The sequence below is a fragment of the Thiomonas arsenitoxydans genome (assembly GCF_000253115.1).
In the GTDB taxonomy this organism is placed as follows: Bacteria; Pseudomonadota; Gammaproteobacteria; order Burkholderiales; family Burkholderiaceae_C; genus Thiomonas; species Thiomonas arsenitoxydans.
In genome coordinates, this window is the sequence record NC_014145.1 from 1 (window position 1) to 24,002 (window position 24,002).

A 24,002-nucleotide genomic window follows, 5' to 3' on the forward strand; every position below is an offset into this window, starting at 1 on the left:
AAGAAAAATTGCCTGTTCCGTCTGTGGATAACTTGCACTGTGGAGTTAAACTGAGCGCTTTCCAAAGTTGACGATCGGTGGCATTTTCGACGGGCCCTGCAGGCGGCTAACGCCCCTGTCGAGGCCGATTCAGCCCCCGGCTGAATGTCGAATGTCCTGAAAATTGCCCACAAAATTTTTTGTCTCCCCCTCAAGGCGCGCAGCCCGGTTCCGCAGCCAGGTTCTTTAACCGGCTACCGTTGAGCCAGCGCCTTCTGGAACTCGTCTCTCTCGCCGTACCTGCATGACACAAGAACAATCCTGGCAGCAGTGCTGCGCCCAGTTGGCCACGGTCATCCCCGATCAGCAATTCGCCGCCTGGATCAAGCCGCTGTCCTCCCCCCACTGGAGCGAGGATGGCAACACCGCCATCCTGCACGTTCCCAACCGCTTCAAGCTCGACTGGTTGCGCTCACAGTATGGCGCGCGCATCACCGAGTCGCTCAGCGCCATCGTAGGTCGTCCCGTGCAGGTCGAATTCATTGTGCAGAAAGCGCCGGCACGCGCCGCCATGCATCACAGCGGGGCGCAGGGTTTGCAGTCCGGCAGTGGGACAAGCTCCACATCGGGATCAGCGCAAGCGACTCATTCCGCCGACCACGCCACGCCCCAGCAATTGGCCAGTCCGGACGGCGTGAGTAACGCTGCGAGAGATGCCGCAGAAGCCGACGCCCTGGAGCGCTCGCGCCTCAACCCCATGCTCAGCTTCGAAACCCTGGTCACCGGCAAGGCCAACCAGCTTGCCCGCGCCGCGGCCATTCAAGTTGCGGAAAACCCCGGGCGCTCCTACAACCCGCTGTTCATTTACGGCGGCGTCGGTCTGGGCAAGACCCACCTCATGCACGCGGTCGGCAACGCCCTGCTGGCGCAACAGCCGGGCGCGCGCATTCGTTACCTGCAGGCGGAGCAGTTCGTCAGCGAAGTGGTGCGCGCCTACCAGCGCAAGGCCTTCGAGGAATTCAAGCGCTACTACCACTCGCTCGACCTGCTGCTGATCGACGACGTGCAGTTTTTCGCCGGCAAAGACAAGACGCAGGAAGAGTTTTTCTACGCTTTCGAGGCGCTGATCACCAAACGCTCGCAGATCATTCTCACCAGCGACACCTACCCCAAGGAACTCCGTGAGATGGATCAGCGCCTGGTCTCCCGCTTCGATTCCGGTCTGACGGTGGCCATCGAGCCGCCTGAGCTCGAAATGCGCGTGGCCATTCTGCTGCGCAAGGCCGATGCCGAACTGGCCCATCTGCCGGAAGAAGTGGCGTTTTTTGTCGCCAAGAACGTGCGATCGAATGTGCGTGAACTCGAAGGCGCGCTGCGCAAAATTCTGGCCTACGCCCGCTTCAGCGGCCAGGACGTGTCGATCGGTCTGGCCAAGGAAGCGCTCAAAGATCTGCTGTCGCTGCAAAATCGCCAGGTGTCGGTCGAAAACATCCAGAAAACCGTGGCCGACTTCTACAAGATCAAGGTGGCCGATATGTATTCCAAAAAGCGCCCTGCCAGCATCGCCCGTCCGCGCCAGATCGCCATGTATCTCGCCAAGGAGCTGACGCACAAGAGCCTGCCGGAGATCGGCGAGCTGTTCGGAGGGCGCGATCACACCACGGTGCTGCATGCGGTGCGCAAGATCGGACAGGAGCGCATCAAACTGCAGGAACTCAACCAACAGCTCCATGTACTCGAGCAAACTCTCAAAGCCTGAAGCCGAACCGCTTTTAGCGTCCTCCTTCTCAAAATGAACAAGTCGTTGTGTAGTGTGTGAAGAGTTTCTGGATAAGTCGGGGGCCAGCGCGTTTTCGGTCAAGTTGTTCCAAACCGTCCTTGCGCTCCAGACCGCTTGTCCACAGACTCCGGCTGCTGCGCAAACCGCATGAATACAGCGTTTTTTGTCTTATCCACAACACAGGCCGACCCTTACTATCAGTCCTATTCTGAATAAAGGAAAAGAAAGAATGAACAGATTGACGTCTTCCCGCGATGAACTGCTCAAGCTGCTCGGACAGGGAGCGGGCATCGTCGAGCGCCGCCAAACCCTGCCCATCCTCGCCAATGTGCTCATCCAGCACAACGCGAATGGCACGCTGTTCATCACCAGCGATATGGAAGTGCAGATCCGTCTGCAAGCGGGCGGAGCGGTACAGACCAGTGCGGAAGACGCGGCCATCACCGTCAATATGCGCAAGCTGCTCGACATCCTGCGCGCGGCCAGCCCGGGCAATGTGACCCTGGAATGGTCAGACGGCAAGATGACGGTTCGGGCCGCCAAAAGCCGCTTCAGCCTGCAAACCCTGCCGGCAGAAGACTTTCCGCTGGTACGCGCTGCGACCGACTTCAGCGACCACGCCCTGCGCCTGCCGCAAAAGCTGCTCAAGCGCCTGCTCGGCTTGACCCACTTCGCCATGGCGCAGCACGATATCCGCTACTACCTCAACGGCATGTTGTGGGTGGCCGATGGGCAGCAGATGCATCTGGTGGCCACCGACGGTCACCGCATGACCCTGGCCACCGCCCCGCTGGAAAAGGCGGTGGAGCGGCGCGAAATCATTCTGCCGCGCAAGACCGTGCTCGAACTCAGCCGCCTGCTCAGCGATGAAGACGACGCCATGATCGATATCGCCCTGGCCAGCAATCAGGCGCGCTTGACCCTGGACGGGCTGGAATTCACCAGCAAGCTCATCGAAGGCAAGTTTCCCGATTACCAGCGCGTCGTGCCCAAGGGCCACCGCAATATGCTGCAGGTCGAGCGCACGACTCTGCAGGCGGCGCTGCAACGCGTGGCCATTCTGACCAACGACAAGTTCAAAGGCGTGCGCGTCAACCTCGAACCGGGGCTGTTGCGGCTGACCTCTATCAACGCCGAGCAGGAAGAAGCGCAGGAAGAAATCGATGTCGACTACGGCGGCGACGTCATCGAAATCGGCTTCAACATTGCCTACCTCATCGACGCGCTGGCCAATATGACCTCCGACCAGATTCGCCTCGAACTGCAGGACGGCAACAGCAGCGCGCTGTTCACCATGCCCGACGAGCCCAACTTCAAGTACGTGGTCATGCCCATGCGGATCTGAGCGGGCGCCTTTATTGCGCCTATTGCGTCTATTGTGCGCATGCTCATTGCGCTTCACCCCGCCTCACCGAATCGATTTTTTTTCCATGAAAGCTCATGGAATCTGTTTTTGAAAGTGTCTGATGAACGAACCGAAGAACGACAGCTACAGCGAAAATTCCATTCAAATCCTGGAGGGACTCGAAGCGGTGCGCAAACGTCCCGGCATGTACATCGGCGACACCTCAGACGGCACCGGCCTGCATCATCTGGTGTTCGAAGTCGTCGACAACTCCATCGACGAAGCCCTGGCCGGGTTTTGTGATGACATCGTCGTCACCATCCACTCCGACAACTCCATCAGCGTGACCGACAACGGCCGCGGCATTCCTACCGGCGTGAAGATGGACGATAAGCACGAGCCCAAGCGCAGCGCGGCCGAAATCGCTCTCACCGAGTTGCACGCCGGGGGCAAGTTCAACCAGAACAGCTACAAGGTCTCCGGCGGCCTGCACGGCGTGGGTGTGAGCTGCGTCAACGCCCTGTCGCAATGGCTGCGGCTTGTGGTGCGGCGCGACGGCGAGGTGCATACCCTCGAATTCGTCCGCGGCGCGCTGCAAAACCGGCAGACGCAAATGATCGATGGCGTGGAAGTCTCCGTCGCTCCGATTACCGGCAAGACCGATAAACGCGGCACCGAGGTGCACTTCCTGCCAGATGCCGAGATTTTCACCACGGTCGATTTCCACTACGAAGTGCTGGCCAAGCGCCTGCGCGAGCTTTCCTTCCTCAACCACGGCGTCAAGATCCGCTTGGTGGATGAGCGTCAGGGCAAGGAAGAAAACTTCGCCTTCTCCGGCGGGGTGAAAGGCTTTGTCGAATACATCAACCGCGGCAAGAGTGTGCTGCACCCCAATATTTTTTATGCCCAAGCCGAGAAAGCTTCCGAGGTAGGCAGCACCATCAGCGTGGAAGTCTCCATGCAGTGGAACGACGGCTACGCTGAAACCGTGCAGTGCTTCACCAACAACATTCCGCAGCGCGACGGCGGCACCCACCTCACCGGCCTGCGCGCAGCGATGACGCGGGTGATGAACAAATACATCGACGACAACGAGTTGGCGAAAAAAGCCAAGGTCGAGATCAGCGGCGACGACATGCGCGAAGGCCTCACCTGCGTGCTATCGGTCAAAGTGCCCGACCCCAAATTCAGCAGCCAGACCAAGGACAAGCTGGTGTCGAGCGAAGTGCGCGGCCCGGTCGAAGACCTGGTGGCCAAGGCGCTGTCCGATTACCTGCTCGAAACCCCGACCGACGCCAAAATCATCTGCGGCAAGATCATCGACGCCGCCCGTGCCCGCGAAGCCGCGCGCAAGGCGCGTGAAATGACCCGCCGCAAGGGCGTGATGGACGGTCTGGGCCTGCCCGGAAAACTGGCCGACTGCCAGGAAAAAGACCCCGCCCTGTGCGAGCTCTATCTGGTGGAGGGCGATTCCGCCGGCGGCTCGGCCAAGCAAGGTCGCGACCGCAAGTTCCAAGCCATCCTGCCCCTGCGCGGCAAGATTCTCAACGTCGAGAAGGCGCGCTTCGAGAAGCTGCTCACCAGCAACGAAATCCTCACCCTCATCACCGCGATGGGCACCAGCATCGGCAAGGACGATTTCAACATCGACAAGCTGCGTTACCACCGCATCATCATCATGACCGATGCCGACGTGGACGGCGCGCACATCCGCACCCTGCTGCTGACGTTCTTCTTCCGCCAGATGCCCGAGATTGTCGAGCGCGGGCACATCTACATCGCCCAGCCGCCGCTCTACAAAGTCAAACACGGCAAGGATGAGCAATACCTCAAAGACGCCTCTGAGCTCGACGCCTACCTGCTGCGCGTGGCGCTGAAAGACGCCGTCATCCACCGCCCCGACACCCCAGCGCCGCTGGCGGGTGAAACCCTCGAACAGCTCGCCCGCCAGCATGTGCTGGCCGAAGCCGTGATCGCTCGGCTGGGCGTGTTCATGGACGAGCAGGCCCTGCGCGCCATCGTCGATGGTGTCGTCATCGACCTCGACCATGCGGCGCAAGCCAGCGCCGATGCGATGGCCGCCTATCTGGCGAAGCACACCGACCATGGCGAAGCGCCGCAAGTGCTCGCCGAAATCGACCCGCGTACCGAAAAACCGTATCTGCGTATCGTGCGCCGTCACCACGGCAACCTCAAATCCACCGTGCTGCACGCCGACTTCGTTCACGGGGCCGACTACGCCGTGCTGGCGCAGGCCGCGCAGACCTTCCACGGCCTTATCGCCGCGGGCTCCACCGTGCGGCGCGGCAACGGCGACAACGCCAAGGAAGCCGCCGTGGCCAGCTTCCGCGAAGCCATGGACTGGCTCATCCGCCAGGCCGAAAACACCGTCGGCCGCCAGCGCTACAAAGGTCTGGGCGAGATGAACCCCGAGCAACTCTGGGAAACCACCATGGACCCGGCCGTGCGCCGCCTGCTGCGCGTGCAGATCGACGACGCCATCGAAGCCGACCGAGTGTTCACCATGCTCATGGGCGACGAAGTCGAACCCCGGCGCGACTTCATCGAAACCAACGCCCTGCGGGCGGCGAATCTGGATATTTGACGACGTTTTGTAGATGAAGGCATAAGCTGAGCAAGCTATGGGGCTTCCAGTTCGATAAAGGTGGTCAATAGCCCGGCGCTTGAGCGGCGCTGGGCTTTTTTAGTCGCCGTGCTCGCATCGGCTGAGCAGAATTCAGTGTTCTGGCACGTGCAACACGCAGCGGCTAAAGTGACAGAGATTCGGTGACAGGGATGCGCGCAGCAGCGCGAGCTTGGCGCCGTTGCCAAAACAATTCCAGCTTGCGGAGCATCGATGTTCCGCTGAAACATCATGACCGATTCCTCTCCATCTTCCGACACCTCTGCCGTGGTTTTGGCTTCGGCCGATGAAATGCGCGGGCGTGCTCGGCGTCGGGGCAAGCTCAAGGGGCGCCAGCCCGAGTCGCAGGCGCTGGCCGAGGTGCAGCAGCTTATCGGCGCCGGGCCGCACCGCCGCGATCTGCTGATCGAGCATTTGCACCTCATCAATGACCAGTGGCACGGGCTGCACGAGCGCCATTTGGTGGCGCTGGCCCGGTTGATGAATCTGCCGATGGCCGAGGTGTACGAGGTGGCGACTTTCTATCACCACTTCGAAGTGCTGCGCGACGATGCCCAGCCTGCGGCCATCACGGTGCGCGTGTGCGACAGCCTGTCGTGCTCGCTGGCCGGGGCGAACGATCTTCTGCAGCGTCTGCCGCAGTTGCTCGGCGCCGAGGTGCGCGTGATGCCCACGCCTTGCGTGGGCCGCTGCGAGCAGGCGCCGGTGGCGGTGGTGGGGCAATGGCCGGTGGCGCATGCCACGCCAGACACGGTGCGCGAGAGCGTGGCAAACCGCCGCTTGCAGCATCCGCTACCTGCTGATGACGCAGACTTCGACCTGGCCGCAGCCGGCCCGCAGGCGGTCACCAACGGGTCGGGCGAGGTGACCCCGGCCTATGTCGGCTATGACGCTTACCGCGCGCGCGGCGGTTATGCGCTGGCGGCGGCTGTAGCCAGCGGCCAGCGTTCAGCGGAAGAGGTGATCAAAGCCTTGAGTGACTCGGGCCTGCGAGGCCTGGGCGGCGCGGGTTTTCCGGCAGGGCGCAAATGGGGCATCGTGCGCAACTACCCCGCGCCCCGGCTGATGGCGGTGAATATCGACGAGGGCGAGCCGGGCACCTTCAAGGATCGCACCTATCTCGAGCGCGACCCGCACCGCTTTCTTGAGGGCGTGCTGATTGCCGCGCAGGTGGTGGGCATTTCCACCTGCTACCTCTACCTGCGCGACGAGTACCACGGCGGCCGCGCCGTTCTGGAGCGCGAGATCGCCAGGCTGCAGGCCGATCCGCCCTGCGCGCTGCCGCACATCGAGCTGCGGCGCGGCGCGGGGGCGTATATCTGCGGCGAAGAGTCGGCGATGATCGAGAGCATCGAAGGCAAGCGCGGCGAACCGCGCATGCGTCCACCCTACATCGCTGAAATCGGTCTGTTCGGACGCCCCACACTCGAACACAACTTCGAGACCCTGTATTGGGTGCGCGATATCGTCGAGCGTGGCGCGGCCTGGTTCAGCAGCTTTGGGCTGAATGGCCGCAAGGGGCTGCGTTCCTTCAGCGTCAGCGGCCGGGTGAAGTCGCCCGGGGTGAAACTCGCCCCGGCGGGCATCACCTTGAAGGAACTGGTCGACACCTATTGCGGCGGCATGCTCGACGGCCACACGCTCTACGCCTACCTGCCCGGCGGCGCTTCCGGGGGCATCCTACCGGCGCGGCTGGCCGATGTGCCGCTCGACTTCGACACCCTGCAGCCGCATGGCTGCTTCATTGGCTCTGCAGCCATCATCGTGCTCAGCGATCAAGACCGGGCCCGCGACGCCGCGCTCAACGTCATGCGCTTTTTCGAGCACGAAAGCTGCGGCCAGTGCACGCCCTGCCGCGTCGGCACCGGCAAGGCCGCGCAACTCATGCAGGCTCCGCAATGGGATCACGCCACGCTCGAAGACCTGAATCAGGTCATGTCCGACGCCTCCATCTGCGGCCTCGGACAGGCGGCGCCCAACCCGGTGCGCTGCGTGCAGACCTATTTTGCTCACGAGGTGTCTTGAATGAACACGAAGACGATCGAGCTTGAACTCAACGGCCGCCCGGTGCAGGCGCTCGAAGGCGAAACCCTGCTGGAGCTGGCCGACCGCCACGGTGTGGCGATACCCCGGCTGTGCCACAAACCCGGCTACCGGCCCGATGGCAACTGCCGCGCCTGCATGGTCGAGATCGACGGCGAGCGCGTGCTGGCGCCAAGCTGCTGCCGCACCGCGGCCCCCGGCATGAAGGTGCATGCCGACAGCCCGCGCGCGGTGAAGAGCCAGAACATGGTGCTCGAAATGCTGCTTTCCGACCTGCCCGAGACGGGCTACAAATGGCTGGGCGACGACGCCACCCGCCCGCACGGCGAACTCAGCGACTGGGCCGCGCGCCAAAGCGTGCAGGTGCGACCGGCGCTGGGGGAAACCCGCCGCACCCAGCCCGCGCCCGACGTGTCGCACCCGGCGATGGCGGTCAACCTCGATGCCTGCATTCAGTGCAACCGCTGCGTGCGCGCCTGCCGCGAAGAACAGGTCAACGACGTCATCGGCTACGCCTTTCGCGGCCATCACAGCGAAATCGTGTTCGACCTGCACGACCCCATGGGCGACAGCACCTGCGTGGCCTGCGGCGAGTGCGTGCAAGCCTGCCCCACGGGCGCGCTCATGCCCAAGACCCACATCGGCGCGCAGACGGTTGATCGCCGGGTCGATTCGGTCTGCCCGTTCTGCGGCGTGGGCTGCCAGATCACCTACAACGTGAAAGACGAGATCATCGTCAGCGTCGAGGGCCGCGATGGCCCCGCCAACCACGGCCGCTTGTGCGTCAAAGGCCGCTTTGGCTTCGACTACGCGCACCACCCGCAACGCCTGACCCGGCCGCTGATCCGCAAGCCTGGCGTGCCTAAAGACCCGGCTCTGCTGTCGCACCAGGGCGACTGGCGCGACGCCTTCCGCGAGGCCACCTGGGAAGAAGCGCTCGATTTCGCCGCCGGCAAGCTCAAAGACCTGCGTACCTGCCACGGCGACAAGGCGCTGGCCGGTTTCGGCTCGGCCAAAGGCAGCAACGAAGAGGCCTACTTGTTCCAGAAGCTGGTGCGCACCGGCTTCGGCAGCAACAACGTCGATCACTGCACCCGGCTGTGCCATGCGTCCAGCGTGGCCGCGCTGCTCGAAGGGGTGGGCTCGGGCGCGGTGAGCAACCAGGTCAACGATGTGGAGCATGCCGAGCTCATTCTGGTGATCGGCTCCAACCCCACGGCCAATCACCCGGTGGCGGCCACTTGGATGAAAAACGCCGCCAAGCGCGGCACCAAAATCGTGCTGGCCGATCCGCGCGTGACCGACCTCGGCCGCCATGCCTGGCGCACGCTGCAGTTCCGCCCCGATACCGACGTGGCCCTGCTCAACGCCATGATTCACACCGTCATCGAAGAAGGCCTGGTCGATCAGGAGTTTGTCACGCAGCGCGCCAGCAACTTCGAGGCGCTGAAGCAAAACATCCAGGGCTACAGCGCCGAGGCCATGGCGCCGATCTGCGGCATACCGGCCGAGACCATCCGCGAAGTGGCCCGCGCCTTCGCCACCAGCAAGGCCTCCATGATTCTGTGGGGCATGGGCATCAGCCAGCATGTGCACGGCACCGACAACGCGCGCTGCCTCATCGCGCTGACCAGCGTGACCGGCCAGATCGGCAAGCCCGGCAGCGGGCTGCATCCCCTGCGCGGGCAGAACAATGTGCAGGGCGCCAGCGACGCCGGTCTCATTCCCATGATGTACCCGAACTACCAGCTCGTCAGCAATCCGCAGGCGCATGCGTGGTTCGAGGCGTTCTGGCAGACGCGGCTCGACAACAAGCCCGGCTACACCGTGGTCGAGATCCTGCACAAATGCCTGGCGCCCGACAGCGATCCGCACAAGATACGCGGCATGTATGTCGAGGGCGAAAACCCGGCCATGAGCGACCCCGATCTGAACCACGCGCGGCAGGCGCTGTGCGCACTGGAACATCTGGTGGTTCAAGACATTTTCATGACCGAGACCGCCTGGCTGGCCGATGTGGTGCTGCCCGCGAGCGCCTGGCCCGAGAAGACCGGCACCGTCACCAACACCGACCGCATGGTGCAACTGGGGCGGCGCGCGCTCAACCCGCCGGGCGATGCGCGACCCGACCTGTGGATCATCCAGCAGATGGCCGCGCGCATGGGGCTGAACTGGCACTACCCCGGCCCGGAGCAGGGCGTGGCCGCGGTGTATGAAGAAATGCGCCAGACCATGGCGGAGGCCATCGGTGGCATTACCTGGGAGCGGCTGGAGCGCGAGGGCAGCGTGACCTATCCCTGCCTCACGCCGCAAGACCCGGGCCAGCCCATTGTGTTCGCCGACCGTTTTCCGACTGCGGACGGCCGCGTCAAATTGGTACCCGCCGACATCATTCCAGCGTCCGAGCGGCCCGATGCGGAGTTTCCGCAGGTGCTCATCACCGGTCGCCAGCTCGAACACTGGCACACCGGCAGCATGACGCGGCGCTCGGCCGTGCTGGGCGCTATCGAGCCGATGCCCACCGCGTCGATGAATTCGGCCGAGCTGCGCAAACTCGGCGTGCAGCCGGGCGAGCCCATCACCGTGCGTTCGCGCCGCGGCTCCGTGGTGCTCACCGCGCGGCGCGACGACGGCACGCCCGACGGCGCCGTATTCATTCCCTTCGCCTATTACGAGGCCGCGGCCAATCTGCTGACCAATCCGGCGCTCGACCCGTTCGGCAAGATTCCCGAGTTCAAGTACTGCGCGGTGGCCGTGAGCGCAGGCGGCACGCTGGCGCCGGTTGCGGGTTACGCCCGCAGCGGGGCCGAGATTTCGGAGCCATCGACATAGGCCTTATGGGCTTGAATATGGGCGATCTACCCGCTTTGGAGACCGTAGCGCCAACCGCCTTCGAGGCCGTGGCGCTGCCGCGTCGGCCCGACGCGCCCCGCCTCAGCCGGGCGCGCTGCGAGGTCGTGCGGCCGATCGGGATACTCGATCAGCATGGCGAGCATCGGCAGATCGACATCCCGACCGAACGTCCGCTGACGATCTACCTCGACAAACGCGAGCTGGTCACGCTGATGACTCTGGGCGCGAATCCCGAACTGCTGGTGCTCGGCTACCTGCTCAATCAGGGTCTGGTCGAGCAGGCGGGCGAGATCGACGGCATCGATGTGGACTGGGCGGTGGAGGCCGCGGCGGTGCGCACCCGCCACGGCGTCAGCGACCTCGAAGCCCGCGTCGCGCGCCGCGTCGTCACCACCGGCTGCGGGCAGGGTACGGTCTTTGGCGACGCGATGGCGCAACTGGGCCAGACCCGCCTGCCCGACGCGCAGGCCGCGCGCCTGCGCCAGGCCACGCTGATCAGCCTGCTCGACCAAATGAAGCTGCGCGACAGCGTGCACCGCCAGGCCGGATCGGTGCACGGCTGCGCGCTGTTTCACGGCGACGCGCTGCAATGCTTTGTCGAAGACGTCGGCCGCCACAACGCCATCGACACCGTCGCCGGGTGGATGGCGGTGCACGGCGTGCAGGGGGGAGACAAGGTGTTCTACACCACCGGGCGGCTCACCAGCGAAATGGTGATCAAGTCGGCCCGGATGGGCGTACCCATCATCGTGTCGCGCAACGGGGTGACCGCCATGGGCCATCAACTGGCCGAGACGCTGGGCATGACCCTGTTCGGCCGCGCCGCGGGTCGCCACTTCCTGTGCTACACCGGGTTTGAACGCTTCGACGCCGAAGCCCCGCCGTCCACCGCCCCTCTCGCCTTCGCCGACACGGTTCATGAGAAAACGCAGGGCCGCCCCAAGTTTTCTTGACCACCTCACAGCTTGCAAGCCGCTCGGATTCGGCTCCGTCCAAGCTGCCGCAGGGCAGCTTGGAGCCGCGGGCCTCATCCCCCTCGGGGGGGCGGGCTGGGCCGTCCCCTTCCCGACCTCCCCCACGAGGTGGGGGAGGTGAGATCACTCCCTCCCCACTTGTGGGGTGGGTTGGGTTGGGGATTGCCCGGCCCTGGGGGCGCTCGGTAGGCGCCGCGCTGCTTCCCGCGGGACAAGAAGAGTCAGTGCGCCTGCAGAAACTGATCAAGCGCCGCGGCTGCGCCAAGCAGTGCAGGCCAGGGGCTGTGGATCACCCAGACCGGAATATCGCGTAAATACGGCGAGGTGCGCCCTTTGTCTTCGAAGCGCTGGCGGAACGGGCAATGCCGAAAGAAATCGCCCAGCCGCGGCACGATGCCGCCGCCGATATACACCCCGCCGCGCGCCCCCAGGGTGATGGCCAGATCGGCCGCCACCGTGCCCAGCAAGGTGCAGAACAGCGTCACTGTGTCGTGGCATAGCGCGTCGCTGCCGTCCAGGGCCAGGCGGGTGATCTCAGCGGCGCTGCGCTCGGGCGGCGTCTGCCCGGCGATCTGTCCGAGCGCCTGATGCAAAAACGCCATCCCGGCGCCGCTTAGCAAACGCTCTGCCGAAACATGGCCGAAGCGCGCATGCGCCAGACGCCAGATGGCCACTTCGCGCTCATCAAAAGGGGCGAAGCTCACATGCCCGCCCTCGCCCGCCAGCGGCGTCCAACCCCCTTGTCCGTCGGGAATCAGGCCCGACACGCCCAGGCCGGTGCCCGCGCCCAGCAGCGCTAGCGGCGCGCCGGGCACGGCGCTGCCGCCGCCCACCTGAACGAGCTCGGCCGCGGGCAACTCGGGCAGGGCGCGCGCGAGCACAGCGAAATCGTTGAGCACCAGAAAGGTCTCCAGCCCCAGTTCGGCGCGGGTCTGGGCGATGGAAAAGGCCCAGTGATGGTTGGTCATGCGAATCTGGTCGCCATACACCGGGTTGGCGATGCCGATGGCGACATGGCGCACGGCGGTCGCGCCCGTGGCGGCGAGATAGGCGAGCAGCGCATCGGCAAAGCGGGCGTAATCCGCCGTGGGCAGCACGCGAATATCGCTCAGCCCTTGCGCGGTGTGCAGGGCGAATCGGGCATTGGTGCCGCCGATGTCGCCGACCAGGCGGGTGGCAGGAAGGGAGAGATTCGAGGTCATCTTGGCGGTGTACTCTGAGCAGCCTTGCCAGCAGGGTAGGCATAGTATGTTGCCTGATAAAGCGGGTTTGAGCCCCTTTAATGGCCTGTGGGTACGGAGTATCGCGGCCTATCGTTAAATGACAGTTTGGAGTTGCCATGTCTTCTTTGCATCCCGTATTAGTGGCTGTGACGCAGCGCATCGAGGCGCGTAGCGCGGCGCGGCGCGAGGCTTATCTGGCGCGCGTGCGCGCAGCGCGGGGCAGCAAGGTCGAGCGCGGGCACCTCTCCTGCACCAACCTGGCGCACGCGATGGCGGCCGCCCCGGCGCCGGCTAAGCTGATGCTCAAGGAAATCAGCCCGCAGTCCCGGCCCAATCTGGCCATCGTTTCCGCGTACAACGACATGCTCTCGGCGCACCAGCCGCTGGGCGCGTTTCCGGCCTGGATCAAGGAGGCTGCGCAGTCGGCGGGCGCCACGGCGCAGTTCGCCGGGGGCGTGCCCGCGATGTGCGACGGCGTGACCCAGGGGCAGGCCGGCATGGAGCTGTCGCTGTTTTCGCGCGACGTCATCGCCATGGCCACGGCGGTGGCGTTGAGCCACCAGATGTTCGACGCCGGGCTCTACCTCGGGGTGTGCGACAAGATCGTGCCCGGCCTGCTGATTGGCGCCCTGGTTTTCGGCCATCTGCCTGGCATATTCGTGCCCGGCGGCCCCATGACCAGTGGCATGGGCAACGACGAGAAGGCCCGCATCCGCGCGCTGTATGCCGAAGGCAAGATCGGCCGCGCCGAACTGCTTGACGCCGAGATGCAGTCGTATCACAGCGCGGGCACCTGCACCTTCTATGGCACCGCCAATTCCAACCAGATGCTCATGGAGATCATGGGCCTGCACCTGCCCGGCTCGGCCTTCGTCAACCCTGGCACGCCGCTGCGCGAAGCGCTCACCCGCGCGGCCGCCACCCGCGCCGTGGCGATTTCTGCCGAAGGCCCGGAGTACACCCCGATCGGCGAACTGGTCGATGCGCGCGTGATCGTCAACGGCCTCGTCGGCCTGCTATGCACCGGCGGCTCGACCAACCACACCATCCACCTCGTGGCCATCGCCCGGGCGGCGGGCATCGACATCAACTGGACCGACTTCGACGATCTCTCCAAGGCCGTGCCCACGCTCACCAAGCTCTACCCCAACGGCCGAGCCGACGTCAATCAGTTCCACGCGGCCGGGGGCATGGGCTTTGTCATCCGCGAACTGCTCGCCGCCGGGCTGCTGCACCCTGATGTGCAGACCGTGGCCGGGCCCGGCCTGGCGCGCTACGCGCAGGAGCCCGGCTTCGATGGCGGCCAGCTCGTCTGGCGCCCGGTGAACGACGAGACGCTCGACCGCGACATTCTGCGGCCCGTCTCCGATCCGTTCGCCCCAGACGGCGGCCTCAAACTCATGACGGGCAATCTGGGGCGCGCCGTCATCAAGGTCTCTGCGGTCAAACCCGAATACCGCGTGATCACCGCGCCCGCCCTCATCTTTGACGACCAGGACGACCTGCTCGCCGCCTTCAAGCGCGGAGAGCTCGAGCGCGACTTCGTCGCCGTCATCCGCTTTCAGGGCCCGGCGGCCAACGGCATGCCCGAACTGCACAAGCTCATGCCCACGCTGGGCGTGTTGCAGGAGCGCGGTTTCAAGGTGGCGCTGGTGACCGACGGACGCATGTCGGGCGCCTCCGGCAAAGTGCCCTCGGCCATTCACGTCACGCCCGAGGCGGCGCATGGCGGGCCGATCGCCAAAGTACGCGAAGGCGATCTCATCACCCTGAACGCCCACACCGGAGAAGTCAACGCCGAAGTGCCGCCCGAAGTCTGGGCTGCGCGCCAGGCGCAGAGCGTCGACCTCAGTCGACGCCAATACGGCGTGGGCCGCGAGCTGTTCGCCGCCTTCCGCCACCATGTGGACGGCGCCGAGCAGGGGGCGACCAGCTTTCAGCATCCCGACTGGGCCCCCAAACGAGAGCCCGCCCTGTCCGCTGTGCCCGTCGCAGCAGGAGCCACGCGATGACCGCCGAAGAACTGCTGCGCGCCGGGCCGGTGATGCCCGTGCTGGTGATCCGCGATGCCGGGCTGGCTGTCGATCTGGCCACGGCGCTGGTGGCTGGCGGCATCCGCACCCTGGAGGTGACGCTGCGCACCCCGGCCGCGCTGGACGCCATCCGTCAGATTCGCGACCGCGTGCCCGGTGCGCTGGTGGGCGCGGGCACCGTGCTGAGCCCGAGCGACTGGCAGCGCGCGCAAGACGCGGGCGCGATGTTCGGCATCAGCCCCGGGCTGACGCCCGCGCTGCTGGCGGCTACCCGCCCAAGCAGCTTGCCCTTCGTGCCCGGCGTGGCCACCGCCAGCGAAGCCATGACGGCGCTGGACGCGGGTTTCACCGCGATGAAACTGTTTCCGGCCGAAGCCGTGGGCGGTCAGGCGCTGCTCAAGTCCTTGCACGGACCGCTGCCGCAATTGCTGTTCTGCCCGACCGGGGGCATTCACCCGGGCAACGCCGCGGCCTATCTGGCGCTGCCCAACGTAGGCTGCGTGGGCGGCTCTTGGCTGGCGCCCGAAGCGGCCTTGGCCGCGCACGACTGGGCCGCCATCACCGCCCTGGCGCGTGAGGCGGCAGCGTTACGAAAGTAAGGGCGCGGCAGCCCGCGGGGTCAGTTCGGCTGATGCGGTTCTGCTGTGCGGGGTTCATCCAGACGTTCGAACCACATGACGGCGCCTGCCAGCAGCAGCACGAAAAAAGCGGTGCCGAAAATCCAGGCGAAGTACCACGAGGCGTTACTGCCCACGAGGATGCCGATGCCGATCACAACGGCCCCAATGACCAGGAACAGTGCGAGAGAGAGCAGTTTTTTCATGGCTGTCATCTATAAAAACCAAAGGTTTCAGTAAAACCGAAGGTTGCAATAAAAAGGGCCAGGTTGCCCTGGCCCTGGAGCAAGGCTCTGCCGCGAAGCGAGAGCCTTCGGTGCGGCGTGACTCAGTGGCCGCCGCGTGGAGCGCCGCCGTTGCGGCGGTCATCTTCCTGGGCGTCGAAAAAGGCGCCCGAGGCGGCAGAAACCAGCACGATCATCGCGGTGCCCACGATCCAGGCGAAATACCAGGAGGCGTAGTCGCCGATGATCACGCCGATGACAATCGCAATCAGCGCGATGGTCATGAAGAGCACGAAATAAAGAAGGTTTTTCATGATGAGATCCTTGCTCAATAGGCGTGGGGGTCGGCTTCGACTTCCTTCGGATCGACCCTGCCGCGCATGACGTAGAACGCCCAGCTGGTGTACCAGAAGATGATGGGCACGAATACCACGGTCCAGCCGGTCATCCACAGCAGCGTGGTTTCACTGGAGATGGAATTCCACAGGGTCAGGCTTTGCGAGGGGTTGGAGCTCGACGGCATGAGGAAGGGGAACATGGCCACGCCGATGGTGCCGACCACGCCGATCCACGATACCGCGCCCAGCCACCAAGCCAGGGTGTGCTTGTTGCTGCGCACGCTCGTCCAGCCGAAGAACAGACCGGCAAAACCGAGCAAGGGCACGGCCCAGAGGATGGGATAGCTCTTGTAGTTGGACAGCCAGCCACCGGGCACCAGTTCGACCGTTTGCTGCAGCGGAGTTTGCGGCACGCCGCCTCCGGGGAAGCTCACGATCTTGTAGCCGTTGACCATGCTGACCCACACGCCGAGCACTGCGAACAGCACGATGGCGGCCAGCGCGGCATAGCCCGCTGCAGTGCGGGCACGGCCCGCGACGGGTTCGGGCGCGCGGCCCATCATCATCACGCCACCCATATAGACCGACAGCGACAGCGACAGCAGGCCGGCCAGCACCGAGAACGGGTTGAACAGGGTGATGAAGCTGCCGGTATAGACCGAGCGCATATCCCACTGAAAGTGGAAGGGCACGCCCATGAGCATATTGCCCATGGCGGCGCCGAAAATGATCATCGGCAGCGCGCCGCTGAGCAGCAGCGTCCAGTCCCAGGCATTGCGCCAGGCCGGCGAGGCGATTTTGCTGCGGTATTCAAACCCCAGCGGGCGCACGATCATGCTCCACAGCAGCAGCAGAATGACCACATACAGACCGGAGAACGAAGTGGCGTAGATCAGCGGGTAGGCCGCGAAGATCGCGCCGCCGCCGAGAATGAACCACACCTGATTGCCGTCCCAGTGGGGGCCGATGGCATTGAGCATGGAGCGGCGCTCGGTATCGGTCTTGCCGATGAAGCGCAGCAGCGTGCCCACGCCCATGTCCATGCCGACCATGGTGCCCAGCCCGACGAACAGCACGCCGAGCAGAACCCACCACAAGACTTGAAGGATGAGATACAAGTCCATGACTATTACTCCTTATGGGCGCTCATCGGAGCGGCCGGGTTGGGGGCGAAACCACCGCCGAACGACGGCTGGGGTTTGCGGCCTTGGGGAATGGTCGGAGTGGACGGCGTGCCGTGCTCTTCCGGCCCTTGCTTGATCGCGCGCACCATCAGATACATCTCGACGGCGATGAAGATGGAGTAGAGCGACACAAAGCCCACCAGCGAAAAGATCATGTAGCCCACGCTATGGCTGGATGCAGACATCCAGGTAGGCAGCATGCCGAACACGGTCCAGGGTTGACGGCCCACTTCAGCAGTGAGCCAGCCCATTTCGCAAGCGAGGAAAGGCACGGGAATCATCCAGGGGGCGAATTTGAGGAACCAGCGGTTCTTCGGCTGCTCCAGCTTGCCGCTGATGGTGAGCATGGCGGCGTAAACGAAGTAGGCCAACATCAGCAGGCCCATGCCGACCATGAGACGGAAGGTCCAGAAAATCACCGAGACTTCGGGGATGGTGTCCTTGGCGGCCTTGGCGATGTCCGCGTCCGTTGCCTTGGAGACATCTTGTTCAGGCGAGTAGCGCTGCGCGAGGAAACCGTAACCCAGGTCTTTTTCGTGCGCCTTGAACTGCGCCATGGCAGCGGCATCGTTGGGGTTCTTGCTCAGCAGCTTGAGCGCTTCCACCGCCGGAATGCCGTTCTTGATGCGCTGCCTCGCGTCCGCCTCGATCTGGTCAACACCCGGCACGACCTTGGTGAGGGTGTGGGTCAGCAGCGGCGTCAGCACATACGGCACCTGGATAGACCAGACGTTCTTTTGCTCGCTCTGCGACGGCCAGGCCACCACATTGAACGGAGCAGGCGCAGCCTCGGTTTGCCACATGGCTTCCATGGCGGCGAGCTTGGACGGCTGCGCATGCGCGCCGACGAAACCCAGCGCGTCACCCAGGGTGATGACCCCGGCAGTGGACAGCACGCCGAACAGCGCGGCCATGCGGAAGGAGCGGCGAGCCAGTTCCATGTGGCGGTTGCGCACCATATACCAGGCGCTCACCCCGGCAACGAACACCGCGGCGGTGACGTAACCGGCGATGCTGGTATGCACGAACTTGGCCTGCGCGTCCGGGCTGAAAATCAGCGCGCCGAAGTTGGTGAGTTCCATGCGCATGGTCACCGGGTTGAACGCGGCGCCTTGCGGGTCTTGCATGAAGCCGTTGGCCACCAGAATCCACAAGGCCGACAGGTTGGAGCCGATGGCTACCAGATAGGTCACCAGCAGATGCTGACCTTTGGTCAGGCGCTTCCAGCCGAAGATCATCATGCCGATCATGGTGGATTCCATGAAGAAGGCCATCAGTCCTTCAATGGCCAGCGGCGCACCGAAGATGTCGCCGACGAAACTGGAATAAAACGACCAGTTGGTGCCGAACTCGAACTCCATGGTCAGGCCGGTGGCCACGCCCAGGGCGAAGTTGATAAGAAACAGCTTGCCCCAGAACTGGGTCATGTCGCGGTAGATCGTCTTGCCGGTGGTGACGTAAACCGTCTCCATGGCGGCGATCATGAAGCTGATGCCCAGGGTGAGGGGGACGAAAAGGAAGTGGTATAGCGCGGTGGAGGCAAATTGCCACCGCGATAAGTCCACGACGAGGGTGTCGATCATTTTGGCGCTCCTGTTGTGTCGATCCGTGGGTCTTGCGCAGCATGGCGCGGCTGATTGACACCCACGCGGCGAAGAACACGGAGCAAGGATAGGCGCCCACGTATCTCGTTTTTTTGATTTGGAGCAATGTCCGGGAATTCCCTAGGCTTGGCAGTGGCCCTTACGCTGCATTGTTCTGCGACAAAACGTCGCAGTCTGCTCGTCTGCGTTGATTTTTCATGCGGGTGGAAGCTTTTTCTGCGGTTTTGCTGCGCCCACGCGACGCGGGCGAGCTGCGGACGACCCATTGCAGAAAAGGACATTTGCATGGCATTCGACCGTCAGCGTCGGCACAATGCATCTGAGAGACGGCGCAACGACGTTTCCCCCGCAAGGAGCCCCCATGATTTACAAATTTCAATCCAAGGCCGACAGTGATTTGTTCATGAACGTCGGCCCGGCCGAACGCATTCTGTCCATCATCGGCAAGTCGGCGGGCGCGCAAGGCATCATCGAGCCGTCCGAAATGCCAGCGGCCATTGCCGCCCTTGAAGCGGCCGTGGACGCAGAAGAACAGGCGCGCAACGCGGCGATGGAGTCGGCCGCTGCGGACGGACAGGTGGTCTCGGCGGCGCAACCCATCGGCCTGAAGCAGCGGTCCTGGCCCTTCATCCAGATGCTCAAGCGTTGCCAGGAAGCGCAGACGCCGGTTGTCTGGGGCGTGTGAATGCAGGACCCTGAGCACACGCATGCGGCGCACGATCACGCGCCTCATCGCGATCGCGCACACGCACACGCCGCAGGGCATCACGGCCACGACCATGCCCGAGGCGCCAGCGCACACCGACTGCGGTGGGCATTGGCCGTGCTGCTGATTTTCACCGTCATCGAGGCGGTCGGCGGCTGGTGGGTGAACTCGCTGGCGCTGCTGTCCGACGCGGTGCATATGGCGGCGGACAGCGCCGCGCTGCTGCTGGCGCTCGTCGCCATCCGCCTCAGCGCCCGTCCGCCGAGTGCGCGACTGACCTATGGCAACGGGCGCTGGCAGACGCTGGCGGCCTTCGTCAATGGGCTGGTGCTGCTGCTGTTGACCGTGGGGCTGATCGTGGAGGCCCTGCAGCGCCTGTGGCGGCCTGAGGCGGTGGAGGGCGGCTGGATGCTGGTCATCGCCGCGCTGGGCGGCCTGGCCAATCTGGGGGCGCTATTTGCCTTGACGGGCGGCGAGTCGCTGAATGAGCGTGGGGCGCGGCTGCATGTGCTGTCCGATTTGCTGGGTTCGGCGGCGGCCATGCTGGCGGCGGGGCTGATTCTGGGGTTCAACTGGACGGTGGCCGACCCGCTGCTGTCACTGCTGGTGTCGGCGCTCATCCTGCGCTCGGGCTGGCATCTCACCCGCGATAGCGCGCACGTGCTGCTCGAAGGCGCGCCTGCGAGCCTGAGCGCAAACGAAGTGTGCGAGGCCTTGGCCGACGTGCCGGGCGTGGCGGGAGCCCACCATGTGCATGTCTGGTCACTCGATGGCGCGGAGCCGGTGGCGACTTTGCATGTGTGCCTGGCGGCCCAGGCCGAATCGGAGGCGACCTTGCGCGCAGTGCATCATCGCCTGCATGACGCGCTGGGCATCGAGCATGCCACGGTGCAGATCGAGGCTGGCGCCTGCATCAGCCCCGGTCAGCCCCATTGTCACCTGGGCTGACGGTTTGGCAGGGTCGGCGCAGCGAATGACGCAAACAGCCGCCGAACCATGCGGCGCAGGCCGAGCCCCTGTTGCGCCCAGAAGCCGTCGCCGTAATCCTCGCCCTGGCCGTCTGGCGCGGGAAGCTGGGCACGAACGCCGGTGGGCTGCAGCGGGGTGGTGAAGTCGGCAGAACGGAACAGCACGTCCCACCACGGCAGCAGCACGCCGAAATTGCAGCCGTAGAGTCGCGCGTTGTTCTGGTGGCCAAGCTCGTGGCCGTAGCCCACCGCGTGGTGCAGGCGGTGAAAGCGCGGGCTCACCAGCAGCCGCTCGCCCAGCCAGCCGAAAGACAGCCGGATGTTGGCATGTTGCAGACTTTGCAGCGCGCCCGACACCAGCGACAGCGCGACAAACTGGTTGGGCGGCACGCCGATCAACAGCGCCAGCGCTGCGAAAAATGCCGCCATCAGCACGTCGTCGAGCACATGGTTGCGATCGTCCGACCACAGGCTAAGCTGACGCTGGCTGTGGTGCACCGCGTGCAGTTCCCACCACCACTGGATCTGGTGCTGGGCGCGGTGATACCAGTAACCAGCAAAGTCGAGCACGATCAGGTAGATCAGGAAGCTGATCAGCGGCCGGTCGGTGATGCCGGGCCACAGCGCGTCGAGGTTGAGGTTGTCCACCCCGCGCAGACGGAACCATTCCTGCAGGCTGTCAAACGCGGGTTGCAGGGTGAAAAACAACACCAAATTGATCAGCCCCAGGCGGTTGATGAAGGTGTAGAGCACATCCACCCGCACCGCGCGGCGGTTGGGCCAGACTTCAAGCGGCCGCAGCGCTTCGAGCGGACGCAACACGGCATACACCATCCCGATCTGCAGCAGCCCGGCGAGAAACCACAGCACCCCGTCATAGGCGAAATCGTCATCCACCATGAGATGAAAGTGGTAGAGCACCGGTTGCACCAGGGTGACGAAAACCCAGGTCTGCGCCTCGCCGATGAGCAGGCTGGTGGCGTGGCTGATCCAGTCGAGCGGATTGAGCATGGCGGTGGGGGAAGGAACTCAGCGCGTGGCGGCGATGGTCGGGGTCGGCTTCAGCTGCAGTGACGCAGCCTGCTGTAGCGCCAGTGTGGACAGCGGCGGCAGGTTGTCGTAGAACGGCGCGCGGTTGTAGAAGTAGATGCCGTGCGGCGACTTGCCCACCGGAATCACATCCACCAGCTTGCGCGTGTCCATGTCGATCACGCCCACCGAGCGGGCGAAGCGGAAGGTCACCCACAGCCAGCGGCGGTCGGCGGACAGCTCCATATCGTCCGGCCCCGGGCGCAGACCGGTGATGTCGCCCACCTTGGTGAGGGTGTCCATGTCGAGAATGCTGATGGTGTCGGACACCCGGTTGCTCACCAGCACATGCCGCCCGTCGGCCATGGAGCGGAAGTTGTGCGCCGCCTTGCCGGTGACGATGCGCTTGAACACCGTGCGGGTACGCGGGTCGACGGCCACCACCGCATCGCTGCCGGTCAGCGCGACCAACAGGGTTTTATCCCCCGGCGTCAGCCACAGCCCAGCCGGGGTTTCGCCCACTTTGAGCGTCCACATCACGGTTTGCGTGGGCAGGTCGATGGCGGCCACCGAATTGGTTTCCTGCAGGCTGATGTACACCGTCTTGCTGTCGGCAGTGAACGCCATGTGGCTGGGCAGCGACTTGAGGGGAATACGCTTGGCGAGCAGGAATTTGCCCTGGTCGTAGCTGTAAATGTCGACCCGGTTCAGCCGCAGGCAGTTCACCACGAACCAGCGGTGATCGGGCGAAAAACCGATCTGGTAGGGGTCGGGAATATTGGGCACGTTGCCTATGGGCTTGCCCGTCTGCGGGTTGAGCAACATGAGGTCTCCGCTTACCGCGTTGGCGACAATCAGGTCTTGATTGTTCGGCGTGGCCATCAGGTGATGCGGCTCCTTGCCGGTGGCAAAGCTGCCGATGGGCTGACGGGTGTCCTGGTTGATCAGGGTGATGCGGGCGTCGCCCGAATCGAGCACCACCACCACATCGTCCTTGGCCTGCGCCAATCCGGTCTGTGCCAACAGGACCGAGAAAACAAACAGGAATTTACGCATGGGATCACCAAGGAAGCACTCAGGAAGGCGCGTTGCAGCCCCGAATACGGGTCATCAGGACGCGCTGCGGCCGCAACTGTAACGCGCGCGCAGGCCGAGCTGTTGACCAGAAACAGTCTGCAATCAATCCGCATTAAAAATTTGCATTCTCCGCCCCCCATGGGTTGTCCCCCATTGGGGGCTGATGCTCGTTAAAGTGCAAAGCCTGTGGTGGGCATGGCTGTGGGCGTGTGGCGGAACTTGGTCAGGCGGCCGCGTTCCAAACAGAAAAGAGTTGATATGCATCCCTTATCCCGAATCAAGATGGTTTTGTTGGCCGCCGCGGCGGTCGGGGCTTTGCTCGTGCCGGGCCTGGCTCAGGCGCGCGTGCATTGGAGTATCGGTATTGGCGTGCCGGCTTACTACGGCTCGACCTGGGGGCCAGGCTGGGGACCGGGTTGGGGATCTGGCTGGGGTGGCGGTTGGTATGAGCCTTATCCGGGTTATGGCGGCTGGTCCACCTGGAGCCCTCCGGTGGTGGTGGAGCGGCAGCCGGTGGTGGTGCAGTCGCTGCCGCCCGGCCCGGCGCCACAGTCGTTCTGGTACTACTGCCAGAACCCGGCGGGCTACTACCCCTATGTCTCGGTCTGCCCGGGCGGGTGGACGCCGGTGCCTGCCTCGCCGCCTCCGCCGCCGCCGCCAGCCAAATGATTCACGCTTTCCACTTTTTATAACGATCTATCGAGGAAGCATCATGCGAATTTATCGAAACCTTCGGTTTTCCCGTCCCTTGTTTCTTCTTCCTGCCGCTTTGGGCGCGCTCGTGCTGGGGGGCTGTGCCACCGCGCCGCTCGGGCCCACGATTGCGGTCATGCCGGCGCCGGGTATGCCTTTCGAGCAGTTTCAGGCAATCGATGCGAGCTGCCGCCAGTTCGCGCAGCAGCAGGCCGCGCCCTACCAAGGCGGCGCGAGCAATTCCGGCGTGACCTCGGCGGCCCTTGCCACCGGCATCGGGGCCGCGGCCGGGGCGCTGATCGGCGGCAACAGCCAGGGGGCCGGTGTGGGCGCGGGCCTCGGCCTGCTCGCGGGCAGCGCGGGCGGTGCGGGGTCTTATGGCGACACGCAGGGCAGTGCGCAGCGCGCTTACAACATTGCGTATCAGCAGTGCATGTACTCAAGAGGTGCGCAGGTGCCGGGTTATGCGGCGCCGCGATATGTGGCGCCGCCTCCGCCCCCGGCCTATCCCGCGCAGCCGTCTTACCAGCCGGCGCCTCAACAGCCGAGCTATCAGCCGCAGCCGGCCTATCCACCGACCTATCCCCCGGCGCAATGAGGGCGCGCCGCGCAGATCGTTACGTCGGGTCACAACTGCTCACAGGATGGCGGGTGTTTTAGCGGATGCGGCGGCTATCATGCCCCGCGA

19 protein-coding genes are annotated in these 24,002 nt (G+C 64.5%); 12 read left to right on the forward strand and 7 right to left on the reverse strand.

Features of this window, described 5'->3' with window-relative positions; all coding sequences use genetic code 11:
* The first annotated feature begins 283 nt into the window (after positions 1-283).
* The 6 genes from dnaA to THI_RS00030 all read left to right on the forward strand — a co-directional run bounded on the left by dnaA (position 284) and on the right by THI_RS00030 (position 11,597).
* Positions 284-1,738: a chromosomal replication initiator protein DnaA gene (dnaA, locus tag THI_RS00005; protein ID WP_013104157.1), complete on the forward strand. Its 1,455-nt coding sequence runs from the start codon at positions 284-286 to the stop codon at positions 1,736-1,738.
* Positions 1,739-1,988: 250 nt separating this feature from the next.
* On the forward strand, positions 1,989-3,104 hold the full coding sequence (gene dnaN / locus THI_RS00010) for a DNA polymerase III subunit beta (protein WP_013104158.1): 1,116 nt from the start codon (positions 1,989-1,991) through the stop codon (positions 3,102-3,104).
* Positions 3,105-3,225: 121 nt separating this feature from the next.
* Complete coding sequence (gene gyrB, locus THI_RS00015) at positions 3,226-5,709, forward strand: DNA topoisomerase (ATP-hydrolyzing) subunit B (RefSeq protein ID WP_013104159.1); 2,484 nt, start codon at positions 3,226-3,228, stop codon at positions 5,707-5,709.
* Between the two features lie 270 nt (positions 5,710-5,979).
* A complete protein-coding gene (locus tag THI_RS00020; protein ID WP_013104160.1) occupies positions 5,980-7,773 on the forward strand; it encodes an NADH-ubiquinone oxidoreductase-F iron-sulfur binding region domain-containing protein in 1,794 nt (597 codons plus the stop codon).
* Positions 7,774-10,623: a formate dehydrogenase subunit alpha gene (gene fdhF, locus THI_RS00025; RefSeq protein WP_013104161.1), complete on the forward strand. Its 2,850-nt coding sequence runs from the start codon at positions 7,774-7,776 to the stop codon at positions 10,621-10,623.
* 17 nt (positions 10,624-10,640) lie between these two features.
* A complete protein-coding gene (locus THI_RS00030; RefSeq protein WP_041608829.1) occupies positions 10,641-11,597 on the forward strand; it encodes a formate dehydrogenase accessory sulfurtransferase FdhD in 957 nt (318 codons plus the stop codon).
* Between the two features lie 242 nt (positions 11,598-11,839).
* Here THI_RS00030 and THI_RS00035 read toward each other — a convergent pair whose 3' ends face one another.
* Positions 11,840-12,820 (reverse strand): glucokinase, encoded by a 981-nt coding sequence (locus tag THI_RS00035; RefSeq protein ID WP_013104163.1) that lies wholly within the window; start codon positions 12,818-12,820, stop codon positions 11,840-11,842.
* A 137-nt stretch (positions 12,821-12,957) separates the two neighbouring features.
* On the opposite strand from THI_RS00035, the gene edd reads away from it, so the two are divergent.
* Both edd and eda read left to right on the forward strand, forming a co-directional pair.
* Positions 12,958-14,853 (forward strand): phosphogluconate dehydratase, encoded by a 1,896-nt coding sequence (gene edd / locus THI_RS00040; protein ID WP_013104164.1) that lies wholly within the window; start codon positions 12,958-12,960, stop codon positions 14,851-14,853.
* Positions 14,850-15,473: a bifunctional 4-hydroxy-2-oxoglutarate aldolase/2-dehydro-3-deoxy-phosphogluconate aldolase gene (gene eda, locus THI_RS00045; RefSeq protein ID WP_013104165.1), complete on the forward strand. Its 624-nt coding sequence runs from the start codon at positions 14,850-14,852 to the stop codon at positions 15,471-15,473. The genes edd and eda overlap by 4 nt, the downstream gene beginning before the upstream one ends.
* A 20-nt stretch (positions 15,474-15,493) precedes the next feature.
* Here the strand turns inward: eda and THI_RS00050 are convergent, their stop codons facing one another.
* From THI_RS00050 to THI_RS00065, 4 genes are all read right to left on the reverse strand, one after another.
* Positions 15,494-15,697, reverse strand: coding sequence for a hypothetical protein (locus THI_RS00050; protein WP_013104166.1), 204 nt, complete (start codon positions 15,695-15,697; stop codon positions 15,494-15,496).
* Between the two features lie 122 nt (positions 15,698-15,819).
* Positions 15,820-16,029: a hypothetical protein gene (locus THI_RS00055; RefSeq protein ID WP_013121842.1), complete on the reverse strand. Its 210-nt coding sequence runs from the start codon at positions 16,027-16,029 to the stop codon at positions 15,820-15,822.
* A gap of 14 nt (positions 16,030-16,043) precedes the next feature.
* Positions 16,044-17,177 (reverse strand): cytochrome d ubiquinol oxidase subunit II, encoded by a 1,134-nt coding sequence (gene cydB, locus THI_RS00060; protein ID WP_013104168.1) that lies wholly within the window; start codon positions 17,175-17,177, stop codon positions 16,044-16,046.
* A 5-nt stretch (positions 17,178-17,182) separates the two neighbouring features.
* Positions 17,183-18,820: a cytochrome ubiquinol oxidase subunit I gene (locus THI_RS00065; protein ID WP_013104169.1), complete on the reverse strand. Its 1,638-nt coding sequence runs from the start codon at positions 18,818-18,820 to the stop codon at positions 17,183-17,185.
* Positions 18,821-19,202: 382 nt separating this feature from the next.
* Here THI_RS00065 and THI_RS00070 point away from each other — a divergent pair, with 382 nt between their 5' ends.
* Together THI_RS00070 and THI_RS00075 are read left to right on the forward strand one after the other, a co-directional pair.
* Complete coding sequence (locus tag THI_RS00070) at positions 19,203-19,526, forward strand: DUF1840 domain-containing protein (protein WP_013104170.1); 324 nt, start codon at positions 19,203-19,205, stop codon at positions 19,524-19,526.
* A complete protein-coding gene (locus THI_RS00075; RefSeq protein WP_064971627.1) occupies positions 19,527-20,495 on the forward strand; it encodes a cation diffusion facilitator family transporter in 969 nt (322 codons plus the stop codon).
* Here THI_RS00075 and THI_RS00080 read toward each other — a convergent pair.
* Positions 20,483-21,526, reverse strand: a complete 1,044-nt coding sequence (locus THI_RS00080; RefSeq protein ID WP_013104172.1) for a sterol desaturase family protein — start codon at positions 21,524-21,526, stop codon at positions 20,483-20,485. The genes THI_RS00075 and THI_RS00080 overlap by 13 nt on opposite strands.
* 18 nt (positions 21,527-21,544) lie before the next feature.
* Complete coding sequence (locus THI_RS00085) at positions 21,545-22,600, reverse strand: YVTN family beta-propeller repeat protein (protein ID WP_013104173.1); 1,056 nt, start codon at positions 22,598-22,600, stop codon at positions 21,545-21,547.
* Between the two features lie 279 nt (positions 22,601-22,879).
* Here THI_RS00085 and THI_RS00090 point away from each other — a divergent pair, with 279 nt between their 5' ends.
* Both THI_RS00090 and THI_RS00095 read left to right on the forward strand, forming a co-directional pair.
* Complete coding sequence (locus THI_RS00090; RefSeq protein WP_013104174.1) at positions 22,880-23,290, forward strand: hypothetical protein; 411 nt, start codon at positions 22,880-22,882, stop codon at positions 23,288-23,290.
* 43 nt (positions 23,291-23,333) lie between these two features.
* Positions 23,334-23,912 (forward strand): glycine zipper family protein, encoded by a 579-nt coding sequence (locus THI_RS00095; RefSeq protein WP_013104175.1) that lies wholly within the window; start codon positions 23,334-23,336, stop codon positions 23,910-23,912.
* The last annotated feature ends 90 nt before the right edge of the window (positions 23,913-24,002 follow it).